The organism is Rhizobium beringeri, from assembly GCF_004306515.1.
Lineage (GTDB): Bacteria > Pseudomonadota > Alphaproteobacteria > Rhizobiales > Rhizobiaceae > Rhizobium > Rhizobium beringeri.
The window spans coordinates 3,713,088-3,729,718 of record NZ_SILG01000001.1; the positions used below are offsets into that span (position 1 = coordinate 3,713,088).

At 61.3% G+C, this 16,631-nt stretch carries 16 protein-coding genes; 8 read left to right on the forward strand and 8 right to left on the reverse strand.

Annotated features, from left to right (window positions below; all coding sequences use genetic code 11):
• Positions 1–167 precede the first annotated feature (167 nt).
• Positions 168–707 (forward strand): TRAP transporter small permease subunit, encoded by a 540-nt coding sequence (locus ELH03_RS18565; RefSeq protein ID WP_128403345.1) that lies wholly within the window; start codon positions 168–170, stop codon positions 705–707.
• Between the two features lie 21 nt (positions 708–728).
• The gene (locus tag ELH03_RS18570; protein ID WP_128403344.1) at positions 729–2,222 is read left to right on the forward strand and encodes a TRAP transporter large permease; all 1,494 of its coding nucleotides are present in this window, start codon (positions 729–731) and stop codon (positions 2,220–2,222) included.
• An 84-nt stretch (positions 2,223–2,306) separates the two neighbouring features.
• Here ELH03_RS18570 and ELH03_RS18575 read toward each other — a convergent pair whose 3' ends face one another.
• Complete coding sequence (locus ELH03_RS18575; RefSeq protein WP_018243590.1) at positions 2,307–3,413, reverse strand: TRAP transporter substrate-binding protein; 1,107 nt, start codon at positions 3,411–3,413, stop codon at positions 2,307–2,309.
• A 293-nt stretch (positions 3,414–3,706) separates the two neighbouring features.
• Between ELH03_RS18575 and ELH03_RS18580 the strand changes: the two genes are divergently transcribed.
• A complete protein-coding gene (locus tag ELH03_RS18580) occupies positions 3,707–4,486 on the forward strand; it encodes a gamma-glutamyl-gamma-aminobutyrate hydrolase family protein (protein WP_128411555.1) in 780 nt (259 codons plus the stop codon).
• A 69-nt stretch (positions 4,487–4,555) separates the two neighbouring features.
• Here the strand turns inward: ELH03_RS18580 and ELH03_RS18585 are convergent, their stop codons facing one another.
• From ELH03_RS18585 to ELH03_RS18595, 3 genes are all read right to left on the reverse strand, one after another.
• Entirely contained in the window at positions 4,556–5,512 is a 957-nt protein-coding gene (locus tag ELH03_RS18585) for a 2-hydroxyacid dehydrogenase (protein ID WP_128411554.1), read from the reverse strand.
• 29 nt (positions 5,513–5,541) lie between these two features.
• On the reverse strand, positions 5,542–6,564 hold the full coding sequence (locus ELH03_RS18590) for a LacI family DNA-binding transcriptional regulator (RefSeq protein WP_003542973.1): 1,023 nt from the start codon (positions 6,562–6,564) through the stop codon (positions 5,542–5,544).
• Positions 6,565–6,681: 117 nt separating this feature from the next.
• Positions 6,682–7,194 carry a MarR family winged helix-turn-helix transcriptional regulator gene (locus ELH03_RS18595; RefSeq protein WP_128403341.1) on the reverse strand — a complete coding sequence of 171 codons (513 nt, stop codon included), beginning with the start codon at positions 7,192–7,194 and terminating at the stop codon, positions 6,682–6,684.
• Positions 7,195–7,279: 85 nt separating this feature from the next.
• Here ELH03_RS18595 and ELH03_RS18600 point away from each other — a divergent pair, with 85 nt between their 5' ends.
• From ELH03_RS18600 to cysE, 5 genes are all read left to right on the forward strand, one after another.
• Complete coding sequence (locus ELH03_RS18600) at positions 7,280–8,068, forward strand: creatininase family protein (RefSeq protein WP_128411553.1); 789 nt, start codon at positions 7,280–7,282, stop codon at positions 8,066–8,068.
• A gap of 148 nt (positions 8,069–8,216) precedes the next feature.
• On the forward strand, positions 8,217–9,329 hold the full coding sequence (locus ELH03_RS18605; RefSeq protein ID WP_128403339.1) for a CobW family GTP-binding protein: 1,113 nt from the start codon (positions 8,217–8,219) through the stop codon (positions 9,327–9,329).
• Entirely contained in the window at positions 9,329–10,318 is a 990-nt protein-coding gene (locus ELH03_RS18610) for a WD40 repeat domain-containing protein (protein WP_128403338.1), read from the forward strand. The genes ELH03_RS18605 and ELH03_RS18610 overlap by 1 nt, the downstream gene beginning before the upstream one ends.
• Positions 10,319–10,333: 15 nt before the next feature.
• Positions 10,334–10,831 carry a GNAT family N-acetyltransferase gene (locus tag ELH03_RS18615; RefSeq protein WP_128403337.1) on the forward strand — a complete coding sequence of 166 codons (498 nt, stop codon included), beginning with the start codon at positions 10,334–10,336 and terminating at the stop codon, positions 10,829–10,831.
• 95 nt (positions 10,832–10,926) lie between these two features.
• On the forward strand, positions 10,927–11,745 hold the full coding sequence (gene cysE, locus ELH03_RS18620; RefSeq protein WP_128411552.1) for a serine O-acetyltransferase: 819 nt from the start codon (positions 10,927–10,929) through the stop codon (positions 11,743–11,745).
• A gap of 97 nt (positions 11,746–11,842) precedes the next feature.
• Here the strand turns inward: cysE and ELH03_RS18625 are convergent, their stop codons facing one another.
• The 4 genes from ELH03_RS18625 to odc2 all read right to left on the reverse strand — a co-directional run bounded on the left by ELH03_RS18625 (position 11,843) and on the right by odc2 (position 16,273).
• A complete protein-coding gene (locus tag ELH03_RS18625; protein WP_128411551.1) occupies positions 11,843–13,000 on the reverse strand; it encodes a GGDEF domain-containing protein in 1,158 nt (385 codons plus the stop codon).
• Positions 13,001–13,163: 163 nt separating this feature from the next.
• Positions 13,164–14,192 (reverse strand): serine hydrolase domain-containing protein, encoded by a 1,029-nt coding sequence (locus ELH03_RS18630; protein WP_164902200.1) that lies wholly within the window; start codon positions 14,190–14,192, stop codon positions 13,164–13,166.
• A gap of 262 nt (positions 14,193–14,454) precedes the next feature.
• Complete coding sequence (locus ELH03_RS18635; RefSeq protein ID WP_128405208.1) at positions 14,455–15,045, reverse strand: GNAT family N-acetyltransferase; 591 nt, start codon at positions 15,043–15,045, stop codon at positions 14,455–14,457.
• Positions 15,046–15,139: 94 nt separating this feature from the next.
• Positions 15,140–16,273, reverse strand: coding sequence for an ornithine/lysine decarboxylase (gene odc2 / locus ELH03_RS18640; RefSeq protein ID WP_018517632.1), 1,134 nt, complete (start codon positions 16,271–16,273; stop codon positions 15,140–15,142).
• Positions 16,274–16,631 lie beyond the last annotated feature (358 nt).

Consider the following 16,631-nt stretch of genomic DNA (forward strand, 5'->3'; position numbering starts at 1 on the left):
GCCTGGGTTGTTGAAATATTTGACGGCTCTGCGGCCGGGCCGATGCGTCTAAGACTATACTCCAACGCCAGGCATTTATCCTTCCAATTTCAAAGGCCGTGGTCTACATCGATTGCAAGAGGGAAAAGCTGCCGGAAAACCGGCAGGACAAGAACAAGGGGAGGCGAATGTCGGTACTTCTGGCAGCAAGCCGGCTGATCGACTCGATCAGTCAGTTCATGGGCAAAATTTCCGAATATATGGTGCTGTTCTGCTGTCTGATCAGCGCCGGAAACGCCATCGTCCGCTATGCCTTCAACTACAGTTCGAACGGCTGGCTTGAGATCCAGTGGTATCTCTTCGCCTTCGTCGTCATGCTCGGCGCTTCGCATGCGCTGCGCAACAATGAGCATGTCCGCGTCGATCTGATTTATGGTTCGGTTTCCGACAGGGCGAAGATCTGGATCGACATCGTCGGCCTCATCCTCTTCCTGCTTCCCGCATGCGTCTTCCTCACCTGGATCTGCTGGCCGTTCTTCGCACTGTCCTACCAGCAGGGAGAAATATCGGGCAACGCCGGTGGGCTGATCCGCTGGCCCGTCAAGCTGGTCCTCGTCGCCGGCTTCGGGTTGCTTTCCCTTCAGGGCGTTTCCGAACTGATCAAGCGGATCGCAGCCGTTACCGGCCATATCAGCATCGATACAAAATACGAAAAACCGCTGCAGTAGCGCGGGCTGGGAGAAACGGATTTGTTTGATTTCGGCATTATCCCGCCGGCCATGTTCCTGGGCATGGTCATCTTCATGCTCTACGGCTTTCCGGTCGCCTTTTCGCTCGCCGCCGTCGGCCTGTTTTTCGGCATAGTCGGCATCGTCACCGGCCATTTCGGCGAAGTCTTCCTGCAGGCACTGCCGCTGCGCTTCTTTGGCATCCTTTCCAACGACCTCCTGCTCGCCATCCCCTTCTTCACTTTCATGGGGGCGGTGCTGGAGCGTTGCGGGCTTGCCGAGGACCTGCTCGAAGGCACAGGCAAACTCTTCGGGGGCATACCCGGGGGCCTCGCCTATGCCGTCATCCTCGTCGGCGCCGTGCTCGGCGCGATCACCGGCACGGTGGCGGCCTCCGTCATCACCATGGGGGTGATCTCGCTGCCGATCATGCTGCGCTATGGCTACAATCCGCGCCTTGCCACCGGCGTCATCGCCGCCTCGGGCACGATCACTCAGGTGATCCCGCCCTCGCTCGTGCTCGTCGTTCTTGCCGATCAGCTCGGCAGGTCGGTCGGCGACATGTATCTCGGCGCGATCGGTCCCTCGATCCTGCAGGTGACGATCTTCGTGCTCTTCATCCTGGTGTTGTCGATCATCCGGCCGAAATCGATGCCGCCGCTGCCGAAGGAGGTGCGCGGCGACTTCAACTGGGCGCTGCTCGTGAAGGTGCTGATGGGCATGGTGCCCTCGATCGTGCTGATCTTCCTCGTGCTCGGCACGATCTTCATGGGCCTTGCGACACCGACGGAGGCAGGCGCGCTCGGCGTCGTCGGCGCCATGCTGCTCGCCGCCATGAATCGCCGCCTCACCTGGCCGCTGATCCGTGAGGCCATGGCATCGACCACGCACATCACATCCATGGTGGTGATGATCCTGATCGGCTCCACCTGTTTCAGCCTGGTCTTCCAGGGCATGGACGGCTCACGCTGGATCGAGCACATGCTGTCGGGCATTCCCGGCGGACCGGTTGGTTTCCTGATCTTCGTCAACATCTTCATCTTCGTGCTCGCCTTCTTCCTCGATTTCTTCGAGATCGCCTTCATCGTCATCCCCATGCTGGCACCCGTCGCCTCCAGTCTCGGCATCGACCTGATCTGGTTCGGCGTGTTGATCTGCGTCAACATGCAGACGAGCTTCATGCACCCGCCCTTCGGCTTCGCGCTCTTCTATCTGCGCTCGATCGCCAGCAAGGACGTCAAGACCTCGGATATTTACATGGGCGCGCTCCCCTGGGTCGGCATGCAGCTGATCCTGGTGGCGATCGTGATCTTCTGGCCGCAATCGGTAACCTATTGGCTGGATCACGGCCCGAAGGTCGACCCGAACTCGATCAAGATCGAAGTCCCGGGTTTCGGCGGCCAGCTCGGCCTGCCGCCGATGGGCGGCGGCGGCAATGGCTCACCGCAGATCCCCGGCCTGACCCTGCCACCACTGAACGGCCTGCCGGGAGCACCGCCGCCACCGGCAAAATAGTCCAGCAAAAACAAAACCCCGGACGGAAATCCGGGGTTTTGGTATCGCCTTCGTCTAAAGCGTCGAGCCTGCCGGCGGAAAGCCTTAAAGCTTCCCGGCCCGCTGCTGGATCATCATGAACGTATCGAAGGTGTACTCCGACAGCTGCATCCAGAGATAGGCATCCCGCTTGAAGGCGGTCTGGTCGTCGTAGATCTTCTTGAAATACTGGTTCGTGCCCGAAATTTCGCTGTAGATGCCTGTCGCCGCCTGGAAGCAAGCTTCCATGATCTCCTGACTGAACGGCCGCAGCGTCGCGCCTTCCGCGACCAGCTGCTTCAGCGCGGTCGGGTTCTTCGTGTCGTACTTCGCCAGCATGTTGGTGTTGGCGAAAGCGCAGGCGTCGGTCAGCGCTGCCTGATAATGCTTGGGCAGGCTGCTCCATTTTTCGAGATTGAAGAACCCATGCACCGTCGGGCCACCTTCCCACCAGCCCGGATAATAGTAGTACTTCGCCACCTTGTGGAAGCCGAGCTTCAGGTCGTCATAGGGGCCGACGAATTCCGCCGCATCGATCGTGCCTTTTTCCAGCGCCGGATAGATGTCGCCGCCGGCGATCTGCTGCGGGATGACGCCGACCTTCTCCATGACGCGGCCGGCGAGACCGGCAATGCGCATCTTGACGCCCTTGAGGTCGTCGAGCGTGTTGATTTCCTTGCGGAACCAGCCGCCCATCTGCGCACCGGTATTGCCTGCCGGCAGCGCATACATGCCCTGTGTGGCATAAAATTCATTCATCAGCTTATTGCCGTTGCCTTCATAGTACCAGGCATTGGTCAGGCGGCTGTTCAGCCCGAACGGAATGGCCGTTCCGATGGCATAGGTCGGGTCCTTGCCGACGAAATAATAGGAAGTGGTGTGGGCTGCCTCGACCGTACCGGCGGCAACGGCATCGACGGCCTGCAAACCCGGCACGATTTCACCGGCCGCAAAGGGCTGGATCGTGAAATTGCCATCTGTCGCCGCTGCAACATGCTTGGCGATATCCTCGGCTCCGCCATAGATCGTATCCAAGCTCTTCGGAAACGACGACGTCATGCGCCACGCGATCTTCGGATTCTCCTGCGCGATCGCAGGCGCTGCCAATGCCGTTGCGGCGACCGCACCGGCGCTGGCGGTTCCCGCCTTCTTGAAAAACGAACGACGATCCATCAAAAACCTCCCATATAGATGACACTGCGCGGCCAATCTCACCCCTACCCGCAGCAAGGGCAAAGCTAAGCATGGCGCAAGCCGCGATTCAAGCTTTAGTCTATTAGCCTTTGGCATCAAGACAGCAATAAGGCAACGCGCACGTATCCATCAGAATCAGCGGCTTAGCCGTAAACCGGGAAGGCAGGGTGCCGCTTCCCTCGCAATTTGGCCACCTGATACAGCCAAGCGTTGACTTGACGGCCGTTCAGGCGGAAGAAACGACGAGCACAAAGATTTTGCCTGGGGCTGATATGACGAAACCGATCGTTGCCATTCCTGCCGATATCCGCAGCTTCGACGGCGCGACCTGGCATGCCGTCCAGCATCAATATCTGCGCGCCGCACTGAACGCATCCGGTGTCATGGCCTTCATCATCCCCGCTTTCGAGGAAGGCTACGATATCGACGCGATCCTCGACCGCGTCGACGGCCTGCTGGTCTCCGGTTCGGCCAGCAATGTTCATCCCTCGCTCTACGGTGCCGAGGCGAATGACAAGGACGGCCCCTTCGATCCCGCCCGCGACGCCACCAGCCTGCCGCTCATCCGCCGCGCGATCGACCGCGCCATCCCGCTGCTCGCCATCTGCCGCGGCATCCAGGAGCTGAATGTCGCCCTCGGCGGCTCGCTGGCAAGCGAGATCCAGGAGCAGCCCGGCATCTGGGACCATCGCCGACCGGAAGGCGTCGACCGGCACGGCATGTACGCCATTCGCCAGACTGTTCACGTCAAGGAAGGCTCCTGCATCGCTGGTATTCTCGGTCCGGGCGAGATCCGCGTGAATTCCCTACATCGCCAGGCAATCGCCAGAACCGCCCCACGCCTGCAGGTCGAAGCGATCGCCGAGGACGGCACGGTGGAGGCCGTTTCCGTCATCGACGCCAAGGCCTTCGCCGTCGGCGTGCAATGGCATCCGGAATATTGGGCTGAAACCGACAAGTCCTCGAACCAGCTGTTCGCCGCTTTCGGCGACGCCGTCCGCAGCTATGCCGCCGCCAAGCTGCCGGTTCTCCCGGCACAGGCGATCGCCTGATTCCAGGCGCCCGCGAAGCGCTATGTCTGTTGCTTGGCAGCAAGCATCGTCCGCCGAGCCAACCCGCGCCTAAGCCTTCTGCGGCGTCTCCGGCACCGGCGTCAAAGCCGCACCCTTCTCGAACCAGGCAATGAGATTGTCGGCGACGAGATCGGCCATCGCATTGCGCGTCGGCACAGATGCGGAGGCGACGTGCGGCAGCAGCACGGCATTGGTCGGTTCCAGCAGGTCGGCAGGCACGGTCGGCTCTTCATAGAAGACGTCGAGGCCGGCAGCACCGAGTGCGCCGGAGGCAAGAGCGGCACTCAGCGCCGCCTCGTCCACCGTCCAGCCACGGCCGACATTGACGAGAATGCCGTCAGGGCCGAGTGCTGCCAGAATATCCGCATCGATCGTCTTGTGCGTCTGCGGCGTCTTCGGAACGATGGCGATCAGCGTATCCACCGCTTCCGCCAGCCCCTTCAACGTCGGGTGATAATCGTAGGACACGTCGGCATGGCGCGAACGTGTGTGATAACTGATCTTCACCTTGAACGGCTCCAGCCGCTTGGCGATTTCGAGCCCGATGCGACCAAGGCCGTAGAGCCCGACATGGCGACCCTTGAGCGAGAAGCGCGACAGCGGATAGGCCGTGCCCGGTTTCCAGTTGCCCGCACGCAGCCACGCTTCGGCCCGTGGCAGTTCGCGAACCGTGTTCAGCAACAGGCCGATCGCCGTATCGGCGACCTCGTCGTTCAGCACATCAGGCGTATTGGTAACGACGATGCCTTTTTCGGCGGCATGTTTCACGTCGACGCCGTCATAACCGACCCCGAAATTGGCGATCACTTCAGTATGCGGCAGCTGCTCCATCCAGGCACCCGGGAAGGAACCGGAAACGGCGACGCCGCGGATGCGTCCGGCAGTCTCGCTGTCCAGCACAAGCTTCTCCTCGCGTGCGACGGCAATAATCTCAAAACGATCCTTCAGCCTTTCGAGAACACGCTCGTGTATCTTCCCAGGAACGAGAATGGCGATGCGGGACATGGCTTTTCCTCTTGGATGGCGGTCGTGGTTCAGGCGCGGGGCCGATGGGGACTGGTTGACTGGCGAATGCGCATTTCCGGCTTGATCAGATGCATGCCATCAGGCTCATGGCTGCCGGCAAGGCGATCGAGCAGCGCCCGGGCGGCCAGGCGCCCGACCTCGGCCTGACCATTCCAGACGGTCGTCAGCGCCGGGGTGGCGATCGAGGCCTCCTCGAGATCGTCATAACCGGTGACGGAAATATCGCGTCCCGGCACTAGCCCGGCGCGTGCAATGCCGTTCATCAGCCCGATCGCCACGAGATCGTTCCAGCAGACGGCTGCGGTCGGCTTCTGTGGTAGCGAAAGGAAATGCACTGCGGCCTCGAAACCGCCCTGCTTCGAGCGCGGTCCGGGAATGCGCAGGTTCGGATCGACCTCGATGCCGGCCTTGCGCAGCGAGTTGACATAACCCTGGTAACGGTCGCGGCCGGTGGATGTCTGGTCCGTACCGCCGATCATGGCGATCGAGCGATGACCGAGGCCGATCAGGTGGTTGGTGGCAAGCGAGATGCCGTAGCTGTCGTCGCCGCGATAGGTCGGCAGGTCCTGCCCTTCCATCGAGCGGGCGACCAGGATCGCCGGCATGCCGTTGTCTTCTGCCAGCTGCACGTCCTCAGGCGGCGTACCGATCGCCGGCGACATGATGACGCCGTCGCCGCCGAGCTGCAGAAGCGTCTCGATGAAGGTGCGCTGCTTTTCGACATTGTCGTAATGGTTGGAAAGGATGAAGGTGTGGCGGCTGCGGTCGAGCTCGCTTTCGATCGCCTTCAGGATCTCCCCATAGAAGGGGTTCATGATGTCGTGCACAACGACGCCGATGATGCCGGAGCGCGACGTGCGAAGGCTGGCGGCACGGCGATTGTAGATATAGCCGAGCGCGCGCGCCTGTTCCTTGATCTTCTCCCGCGTATTGCCGGCGACGAGCGGACTGTCGCGTAAGGCAAGCGATACGGTCGCCGTTGAAATGCCGAGCGTTTCGGCGATTGTCGAAAGCTTGATCTTCTGGACCACGTGTCCTCCTCCAGGCAGCACGCAAGCAGCAAGACCCCGCCGTCAAACCGGCGCGGCCCTTAAAATGTTTAATTAAAAGATTTAATCGATGGAAGCAATTCGTCTTTCGGGGAAATTTCAGTCTTCGTCCGGTTCTTCGATATGAATGGCTTCGGCTTGCAGATTGGCATCGATCGCCTTCAGCAATCGGACGAGATTGCGAATTTCCTTCTCGGAGAACTCCTGCGTCGCCAGCATGTCGCAGGCCGAAGCCGCCAACTCGATCCCCTGCACGCTGCCACGGCCGAGTTCGGTGAGATAGACCTTGGTGAGGCGTGCATCCTCGGCATCGGGTTTGCGCTCGAGAAAGCCCTGCGCCTCCATGCGGCCGATCGTGCGCGTCATCGTCGGCGCCTTGACGCCGAGCTTCTGGGCAAGGCCGCCTGCCGTCATGCCGTCACTTTCGGCAAGCGAGAGGATGACGCCATCCTGGCCGGCATAGAGGCCGCTTTCAAGCAGGTTGCGCGAGAGCACCGTCCGCATGGAACGCGCCGCCTGGGTCAGAGCCGGGGAGAGATCGACGAGCGTATACTCGGTCTGGTCCTTCTTCTTGGACTTGTTCTTTTTGCCGTCCTTGTGCTTCTTTCCCATAGCCATCCCTTTGATCTTTAAGCCCCGACGCCGCTGCGATATGACATTGCTCAGGATCTCGTCATAAACAAGAGGCAACGACCGGATGATGACACCTTCGCCGCGCTTCGAGGACGGCAACCCGGCCTTTGCACCTGACGGGCGCCGCTTGATCGCCGTGCTTCCGCTCGGCGCCTATGAACAGCATGGCCCTCACCTGCCCTTCGAAACCGACACTCTGATTGCCGAAGGCATCGCCGGGCGATTGAAGATAGCCTTGCCCGCCGGCCTGCCGGTCACCTTCCTGCCCGCCGAATCCATCGGCTATTCCATAGAGCATATGGATGTTGAAGGAACGAAGACGCTTGCCTTCGACGAGGCGGTAAACCGCTGGCTCGGCATCGCCGAAGGCCTGGCGAAGCAGGGCATCCGCAAATTCGTGATGCTGAATGCCCATGGCGGCAATTCGCCGGTCATATCAGTCGTCGCGACCGAGGCGCGGGTCCGCTTTGCCATGCTGGCGGTGGCAACGAGCTGGACCCGTTTCGGCGTGCCGGATGGCGTGGTCACGCCGGAGGAAAAGGCGATCGGCATTCATGGCGGCGATATCGAGACCTCGGTGATGCTGGCGCTTCATCCAGACAAGGTAGATATGGCGAAGGCGGCGGACTTTTCCTCGCGACAGACGGAATTCGCCAGGCGCTTCAAGCATCTGCGCGCCTACGGGCCGCACGCCTTCGGCTGGAAGATGTCGGATCTCAACACGGAAGGCGTGGCGGGCAACGCCGCTGCTGCGACGGCGCAAAAGGGCGAGGCGCTGATTGCGCATGCGGTCAAGGGACTGGTGGAACTGCTGGAGGATGTCGATGCATTCGACATCACTCAGCTGCGGTAAATATGGGTCGTCTGCGCCGCGCAAACGATGTGATCTTATAACATTATAAAACCCTTTGAACTGCCGCGCTCAAGCCATTATATGAGACCAACCGTTCAAGCAGCCGATCCCAAGCCGCTCGGCCGCACGCCTAATCCTAGAGGTTCTCATGACCGACGCGATCTCCACCCTGAAGCCTATTCCCGTTACCGTGCTCACCGGTTATCTCGGCGCCGGCAAGACGACGTTGCTGAACCGCATTCTCTCCGAAAATCACGGCAAGAAATATGCGGTCATCGTCAATGAATTCGGCGAAATCGGCATCGACAACGACCTGATCGTCGAGTCGGACGAGGAAATCTACGAGATGAACAATGGCTGCGTCTGTTGCACGGTGCGCGGCGACCTCATCCGCGTCGTCGAAGGCCTGATGCGCCGTCCCGGCCGCTTCGACGGCATCATCGTCGAAACGACGGGCCTTGCCGATCCGGTGCCGGTCGCCCAGACCTTCTTCATGGATGACGATGTGCGCGCCAAGACCGAGCTCGACGCCGTCGTCGCCCTCGTCGATGCCAAGCACCTGCCGCTGCGCCTGAAGGACAGCCGCGAGGCCGAGGACCAGATCGCCTTCGCCGACGTCGTCATCATCAACAAGAGCGACCTCGTGACCGCGGAAGAACTTGATGTGATCGAGGATATCGTCCGCGCCATCAACCCCGCTGCCCGCGTCTACAAGACCAGCCGCTCCGGTGTCGATCTCGCCCGCGTGCTCGATCAGGGCGCCTTCAACCTGGAACGCGCGCTCGAAAACGATCCGCATTTCCTCGAGCAGGGTCATGACGACCATGTCTGCGGCCCCGATTGCGATCACGACCACCACCATCATGACCATGATCATCACGGTCATCAGCATGATGACCACGGTCACGACCATCATCACCATGGCGCCCATCAACATGGCGCGATGTCGGCCATTCACGATGTGACGGTGCAGTCGGTATCGCTGCGCGGCGGCGAGATGAACCCGGAGCGCTTCTTCCCCTGGATCCAGAAGATCACCCAGACGCAGGGGCCGAATATTCTGCGTCTCAAGGGCATCATCGCCTTCAAGGACGATCCCGAGCGTTACGTCGTTCAGGGCGTGCACATGATCATCGAGGGCGATCACCAGAGGCCGTGGAAGGAAGGTGAGAAGCATGAAAGCCGTCTCGTCTTCATCGGCCGCGAACTCGACCGCGAGAAGCTCGAAGCCTCCTTCAAGGCCTGCGGGGCAGCCGCCTGATGCCGACAGTTGCACCGCTTGATCTCGACGGCCACGTTCTGGCCGTCGAATTTTTAGGTGATGTTCCCTTCTTCGCAAGCGCAAACGGTACTTTCCACCGGCTGGAAGGCGGCGACAGGGTTTCCGAAGCCCACCAGGGCATGCTCACCGCCATTCGTGATCCCTACAGCGAGAGCCTGATCTCGGGCGGCGAGGACGGCAAGGTGCTGCGCATTGCCGCCGACGGCAGCGTCAGCGAAATCGCGACCGCGCCGCGCAAGTGGATTTCGCAGGTCGCAGCCGGCCCGCAGGGTGCCGTTGCCTATTCCCACGGCAAGAGTTCGCTCGTGCGCCTTGCCGACGGCACGACCAAGGAATTCCCCGAGGAGCGCACGGTCGAAGGCCTTGCCTTTGCGCCGAAGGGCCTACGCATCGCGGCGGCACGCTACAACGGCGTGTCGCTGCACTGGATCGGCATGAACGCCAAGCCGGTCGATCTTGAATGGAAGGGTGCGCATACCGGCGTCACCTTCTCGCCTGATGGTAATTTCCTCGTCACCTCGATGCAGGAAAACGCACTGCACGGCTGGAAGCTCGACATCAAGCCTGGCACCGAAGCCCGCCACATGCGCATGACCGGCTACCCCTCCAAGGTGAAATCGCTCTCCTGGTCGGTCAAGGGCAAGTGGCTCGCCTCTTCAGGCGCGCCTGCGGCAATCGTCTGGCCCTTCCAGGGCAAGGACGGGCCGATGGGCAAGGCGCCGCTGGAGCTCGGCACTCGCGCCAATATCATGGCGACCGCGGTGAAGTTCCATCCGCTCGAGGATATCCTCGCCATCGGCTTCATCGACGGCATGATCCTGGCCGTGCGCATCGCCGACAGCAAGGAAGCGCTGCTGCGCCGACCCGGCAAGGGCGCGATCACGGCGATGAGCTGGAGCAAAAACGGCAAGCTGCTCGCCTTCGGCTCCGAAGCCGGCGACTGCGGCGTCATCGATATTGCGGCTTGAGACCCGCTGCCGGCAATGGACGACGCCCTGACGGAACCCGAAATCGTGGCGCTGACAGTCGACCACATGCAAGCCGCAGCCGAAATCAGACGTGCCTCACTGTGGCAGCGGCTGCCATGGCTGTCGGATCTGCACACGCCCGAGGAGGAAGAGCAGTACTGGCGCATACATCTGCTGCCGAATTGCTCGGTCCTTGGCGCCGCCCTGGGAAACCGGCTCGTCGGCATCATCGCCTATGGCAACAACTGGATAGAGCAGCTTTACGTTCTCCCCGACTTTCAAGGCAAGGGCATCGGCTCCTTGCTTCTCGGCTGCGCCAAGGAAGAGATGGACGAAATCAGGCTCTGGACGTTCCAGCGTAATGCGGGCGCTCGTGCTTTCTACCAACGGCACGATTTTACCGCCGAAGAGGAGACTGATGGCGCCGACAATGAAGAACGGGAGCCGGATGTGCTCTATCATTGGCGCCGGCTTCCGGAGCGGACACCGGACCTGCAACCGTCGGACGGCTAGACTATAATCAGGGCTTGCCAAATGCCTTGCCCGGGCGAAACATGAACCACACCGGAAGCGCTTGCGCGCCACCCTGGCTGACAGAGGAAACGGGAATGTCGAAATCGACCGGCCTCGGTTTGACTGAACAACAGCCGCAGCCTTTGGGCGACGCATCCGTCTGGACCGTGATCCGCTCCGAGGCAGCTGAGCTTGCGGCACGCGAGCCGATATTGCAGCGGCTGCTTGCCGCTCAGGTAACGGACACCGCCAACAACAATGAGATCATCGCCCGCGTGCTGGCCGCGCGGCTCTCCGTGGCGCAGGTGGAAACCGGTGATCTGTTCGATCTCATCCTGTCCACACTTGATGATGATATCATGCGGAAGGTCGAGGCCGATCTCATCGCCGTGCGCGAGCGCGATCCGGCCTGCACGACATCTCTGCACGCACTTCTCAATCTGAAGGGCTTTCATGCGCTGCAGACGCATCGCATCGCCCATGCGCTGTGGATCGCCGGCCGACCGGAGATCGCCAGCTGGCTCGCCAATCTCGTTTCGCTGGTCTTCGGCCCGGATATCCATCCGGCGGCGCGGATCGGCGCGTCCATCATGCTCGACCACGGTTCGGGCGTCGTCATCGGCGAAACGGCGGTCATCGAGGATGAAGTGTCGATCCTGCAGAACGTTACGCTCGGCGGCACCGGCAAGGAGACCGGCGACCGCCACCCGAAGATCCGCCACGGCGTGATGATCGGCGCTGGCGCCAAGATCCTCGGCAATATCGAAATCGGCGCCTTCAGCAAAGTTGCAGCCGGCAGCGTCGTGCTCAAATCGGTTCCCACCCATTGCACCGTTGCCGGCGTGCCGGCAACCGTCGTGCGCATCCACCGCGCCGACGAAATCCCGGCCGAGACGATGGACCAAAATATCTAGAGCAATTCCAGCAAAAGTGCGCAGCGGTTTTGCGTCCGGAATTGCGCAAAAGCAAAAAAGATAGAGCTGCTCCGAGATAGGAACATTCGCCCCGTTCCTACGCTGCCTGCTGATTCTCCCCGAAGGCTTCGACCCGGTTGCGGCCCTCGCGCTTCGAACGATAGAGCGCCTCATCGGCCTTCTGCACCAGCCGTTCAAAATCTCCGCCGCTTTCCGCGCGCGCGGCAACGCCGATGCTCAGGGTCGGAAAGACTGCCAGATCCGGCCGCTGCATGACGGCGGCGGCGAAGGCGAGACGGATGCGCTCGGCAATCGCCACTGCATCCTCCCGGGAAACATTTTTCAGCACCGCCAGGAACTCATCCCCACCTTGACGGGCAAGCAGGTCGTCGGAGCGCATGATGCTTCTCGAAACACTGGCGAAAAGCCGCAGGATATCGTCGCCGGCGGCATGGCCATGCCTGTCGTTCAGTTGCTTGAAATGGTCGATATCGATGATCAGCAGCGAGACCGGCTGGGAACCGAGAGCCGGCAGATGCTGGGCAAGGCCACCGCGATTGAGGGCGCCGGTCAGCGGATCGTGGTGAGCGAGTTCCGTCAGCTGATTTCGGCTGCGCTCGGCAGCCATCAGCACCATGGCCATGCTGCGAAGCATGATGAACGCGACTGCCGATACCGCCATCCAGCTGTGAATTGCACTGCCGCCGAAAGGATCCGGCCCACCGATCTCACCGGTCGCCGCGAGAATGCTGCGAACCGCAAAGATTGCCGCAGTGCAAATATAGAGGCCGACCAGCAGGGCTGCCGAATAGAGCCTCTCGCGCCGGGCAATGATGATTGCCTCCCTTGCGACGGCAAGATCGCAGAGGCAGCAGATGACGGAGACGTAGAGGAGCCTCCCCGAGACTGCCGAGGGATCGCGGACGATAAGGACGACAGGAACGCTGACGAGCAAGATGGCAAGCCAGAAAGTGCGCTGGTTGAGCGCTCGTCCCGAAAACACCCGCACGGCAAAGAACATCAGCATGTAGCCGGCGATGGTGACGATATTGCCGCCATCGATCGAGACGGAGTAGGGAACGAAATTGCGCAACGCGACGAGGAAGGACCCGACGCCGACAAGAAGGTTGCTCAAACCCCACCAGAGCGGCCACCTCTCGAAGCGGCCGGTCGCATAGGCTGCAAGCTGGAGAATGCCCAGCACGAAACAACTCACGGCAACAATGAAATAGATTGTCCTGAGATCCAGCAGCATGGCGCTTTCCCGAAATTCTTGCGGAATTTACAGGAAGCGTTTTGCGGTTTGATTGGGCGCTTCGCTAAGAATTTAACGATTACGGGTTTTTCCTGCGGCATAATGCAGCAATTCAAGCGTTACAGCGTCCTTTGCGGGTCTGCAAAGACGCGCGGCGCTGTCGTCAGGCGGCCCGCACCGCGCCGATAATGTCCGCCAACAGACCGTGCAGCAAGTCCCTGTAACCGTTTCGGGCAGATGGACCGCTCTCTTCCGAGGTCATGACGACGGTGAGATCGAGCGACGGCACGATATAGAGCATCTGCCCGCCATAACCCCAGGCGAAATGCACCTGCTCGCCGCCGATCTGCCGCGTGAACCAGCCATAGCCATATTCATCGCTCGAGAAGCGCGAGCTTGTGCGCTGCTGCCACGATTGCGAGATCCAGTCGGCAGGTACGATCTGGCGGCCGTCGGCGGTCTTGCCGCCGTTGCGGTAGAGTTCGCCGAAGGCAAGCAGCGACCGGGCGCTCATCGCCATCTGATTGCCACCGAGATAGATGCCTTGCGGATCGCGTTCCCATGCACCAATGCGGAAGCCTTCGACAGGACCCAGCCATTCGCGCGCCAGCGCCAGCGTCGACCGCCGGCCGACCTTGGTGAGAATGGCCGAAAGCAGATGGGTGGATGCGGTGGAATAGAGCATCTCGCCACCGGGCTGATCGATGAAAGGCTGCGAGAGCGCAAAGCGCACCCAGTTGCGCGAAGAGACCCAGCGGCCGTAGTTCGGCCCCGACATGCGATCGAGCCCAGCCTGCATGGAAAGAAGATTGCCGATGGTGATGTCGTTGATGCGCGGGTCCGGCGTTCCAGGCAGATCGGCCTTGAGGATCGGTGCGATCTTCTGATCCGGCCCCTTCAGCAGGCCTTTGTCGATGGCGATACCGACCAGCGCCGAAATGATCGATTTCGAAGCGGATTTGATATTGGTCGATTCCGATGGCGAATGACCACGGAACCCACGTTCGCTGAGCACGCGTCCGTCGCGAGCGACAATCACCGTCTTGAGAGGCCTCATCGCGGGGTCGCTCGCCGCGCGATCGAGACGCTGACCAAGCCCGCCGACGCCGGAAGCCGTGCTCTGGGCAGCCGCCGGCCCTGTTGCGGCAAGCGGCAGGCAGAAGAGAAGCAGAAGGGAGAGAAGGCGGATCATGCGGCGCAACATAAGATATCGTCGCGATATGTTCGCGTGCCGGCGCCACTTTTCACGCGATTGTGTTTCCGCGTGCGCCGGGGAGTTGGCGACCGCGCCGCTTCAGCCGCCAAAAAGATAATCCGCGCCGCAACCACACCAGGCCCGCCTGCCTGCCTGGGTGGTCAAACGGCGCGGACATTACCAGCCGGGGGAAAGATTCCCAACCTGGCCGGCCGGTCGGCGCAGCCTTACAGAGCCGCGCGTCTAAAATCATCCTGTTCTAGGCTGCGCGGCGAACCGGCGCGCTGGCCAGCATGCGTCCCGAAGGGACGATCATGCCGGCCGCGCCGTCAAGCCACCCTTCCGTGAGCTCGAGCGCAAGAAAGCGCGAACGTTCGAACGGACCCGGCATGACAAGATGGCGAGCCTTCTCGGCAAAGAAGCCGAAACGCTCGTAATAGGCAGCATCGCCGACGAGCAGGACGGCGCCATGCCCGCGCTTCTTCGTTTCGAGGATTGCCGCGCGCATCAGCGCCGAACCGATGCCCTTGCCGCCGTGATGGGGCGCAACGGCGAGCGGTCCAAGCAACAGCGCATTGATCGGCGTGCCTTCGTCATTGACGCCGGCCTCGATGTTCCAGAGCCGCACCGAGCCGATGACATGGCCATCGCGATCGCGTGCGACGAGCGCAAGGCCCTCGGCGGGAACGCGGTTGCGACGGATCTTCTCCGACGACTTCTTGCGGCGATCGGGGCCCATGACGCGGTCGAGCAGGTTTTCACGAGCAACGACATCCGAGGGATTTTCGGCGTCGATGGCGAAAGTGGTAGGCGCAAAGAATGCGCGGACAGAATCAAGAACAGCGGCCATCTTGGCCTCCCGTACCCAATACCGTTATCAGCGGCGATGAACGAAAATTGTGAAGTTGCCGCCCCGACTGGTTACGGGGCCGGCGGAAACGACCTTAGATGATGTAGGCCTTCAGCGGGTCGAAACCGTTGAAAGCGACCGCCGAATAGGTCGTCGTGTAGGCGCCGGTGCCTTCGATCAGAACCTCGTCACCGATCGAAAGGGAAATCGGCAGCGGATAGAGGTTCTTCTCGTAGAGCACGTCGGCCGAATCGCAGGTCGGGCCGGCGATGACGCAGGGCTCCATCTCGTCGCCGTCGTGATCCGTGCGGATCGGATAGCGGATGGCTTCGTCCATCGTCTCGGCCAGACCGCCGAACTTGCCGATGTCGAGGAATACCCAGCGGGCATCGTCATTGTCCGACTTCTTCGAAATCAGCACGACTTCCGCCTTGATGACACCGGCATTGCCGACCATGCCGCGGCCCGGCTCGATGATCGTCTGCGGGATCTGGTTGCCGAAATGCGTGCGCAGCGCCTGGTAGATCGACTTGCCGTAAGCTTCTGCGGACGGAACGTCACGCAGGTACTTGGTCGGGAAGCCACCGCCCATGTTGACCATCTGCAGGTGGATGCCCTGCTTGGCAAGCGATACGAAGACGCGCTTGGCATCAGCGAGTGCCGAATCCCAGGCATCGACCTTGGTCATCTGCGAACCGACATGGAACGAGACGCCATAGGACTGCAGGCCAAGCTGATGGGCGTAGACGAGAACGTCGACAGCCATCTGCGGAACGCAGCCGAACTTGCGCGACAGCGGCCATTCAGCGCCTTCGCCATCCGTGAGCACGCGGCAGAAGACACGGGCGCCGGGGGCGGCGCGCGAGATCTTCTCGACTTCCTCGTGGCTGTCGACGGCAAAGAGGCTGACGCCGAGCGCATGCGCACGGGCAACGTCACGTTCCTTCTTGATCGTATTGCCGTAGGAGATGCGGGCGGCGGTCGCACCGGCTTCGAGCGCCATTTCGATTTCGGCAACGGATGCGCAATCGAAATTGGAGCCGAGGCCTGCAAGCAGCTTCAGCACTTCCGGAGCAGGATTGGCCTTGACGGCGTAGTAGATGGCGCTGTCCGGCATGGCGTGACGGAACGCGTGAAAATTGTCGCGAACGACGTCGAGGTCAACCACGAGGCAGGGACCATCGGGACGTCGGGTTGCGAGAAAGTCGCGGATGCGCTGGGTGGTCATATCGATTCCCTCTTCCAATTCCAGAGCTCCGGTATGAACCGGAGGACAAAGGGCATACGATAGCTCGCATTGGAACCAGCCGGTGGAGACCCCGGAACCATAGCAAGCGCTCGATGCGCGGATAGTGAACCAACGCCGCGATGCGGTGTAAGTTCGGCTTTGTCTGCCATGGATTGGAGGGAGAATCCCAACCGCACTTCCGGCAATGATGGTGTGCCTCTTCAGTAACCCCCGCTGATGGAAAGCAGGGAGAGAACAAAAAGGCCCGCACCGTCGTTGCTTCAGGCGTCCTCGCATTTTCCGGTTGGCCGGAATAGCGACTGGAGGGGTTAATTCCAGGTACCTTACCGATTTCCTC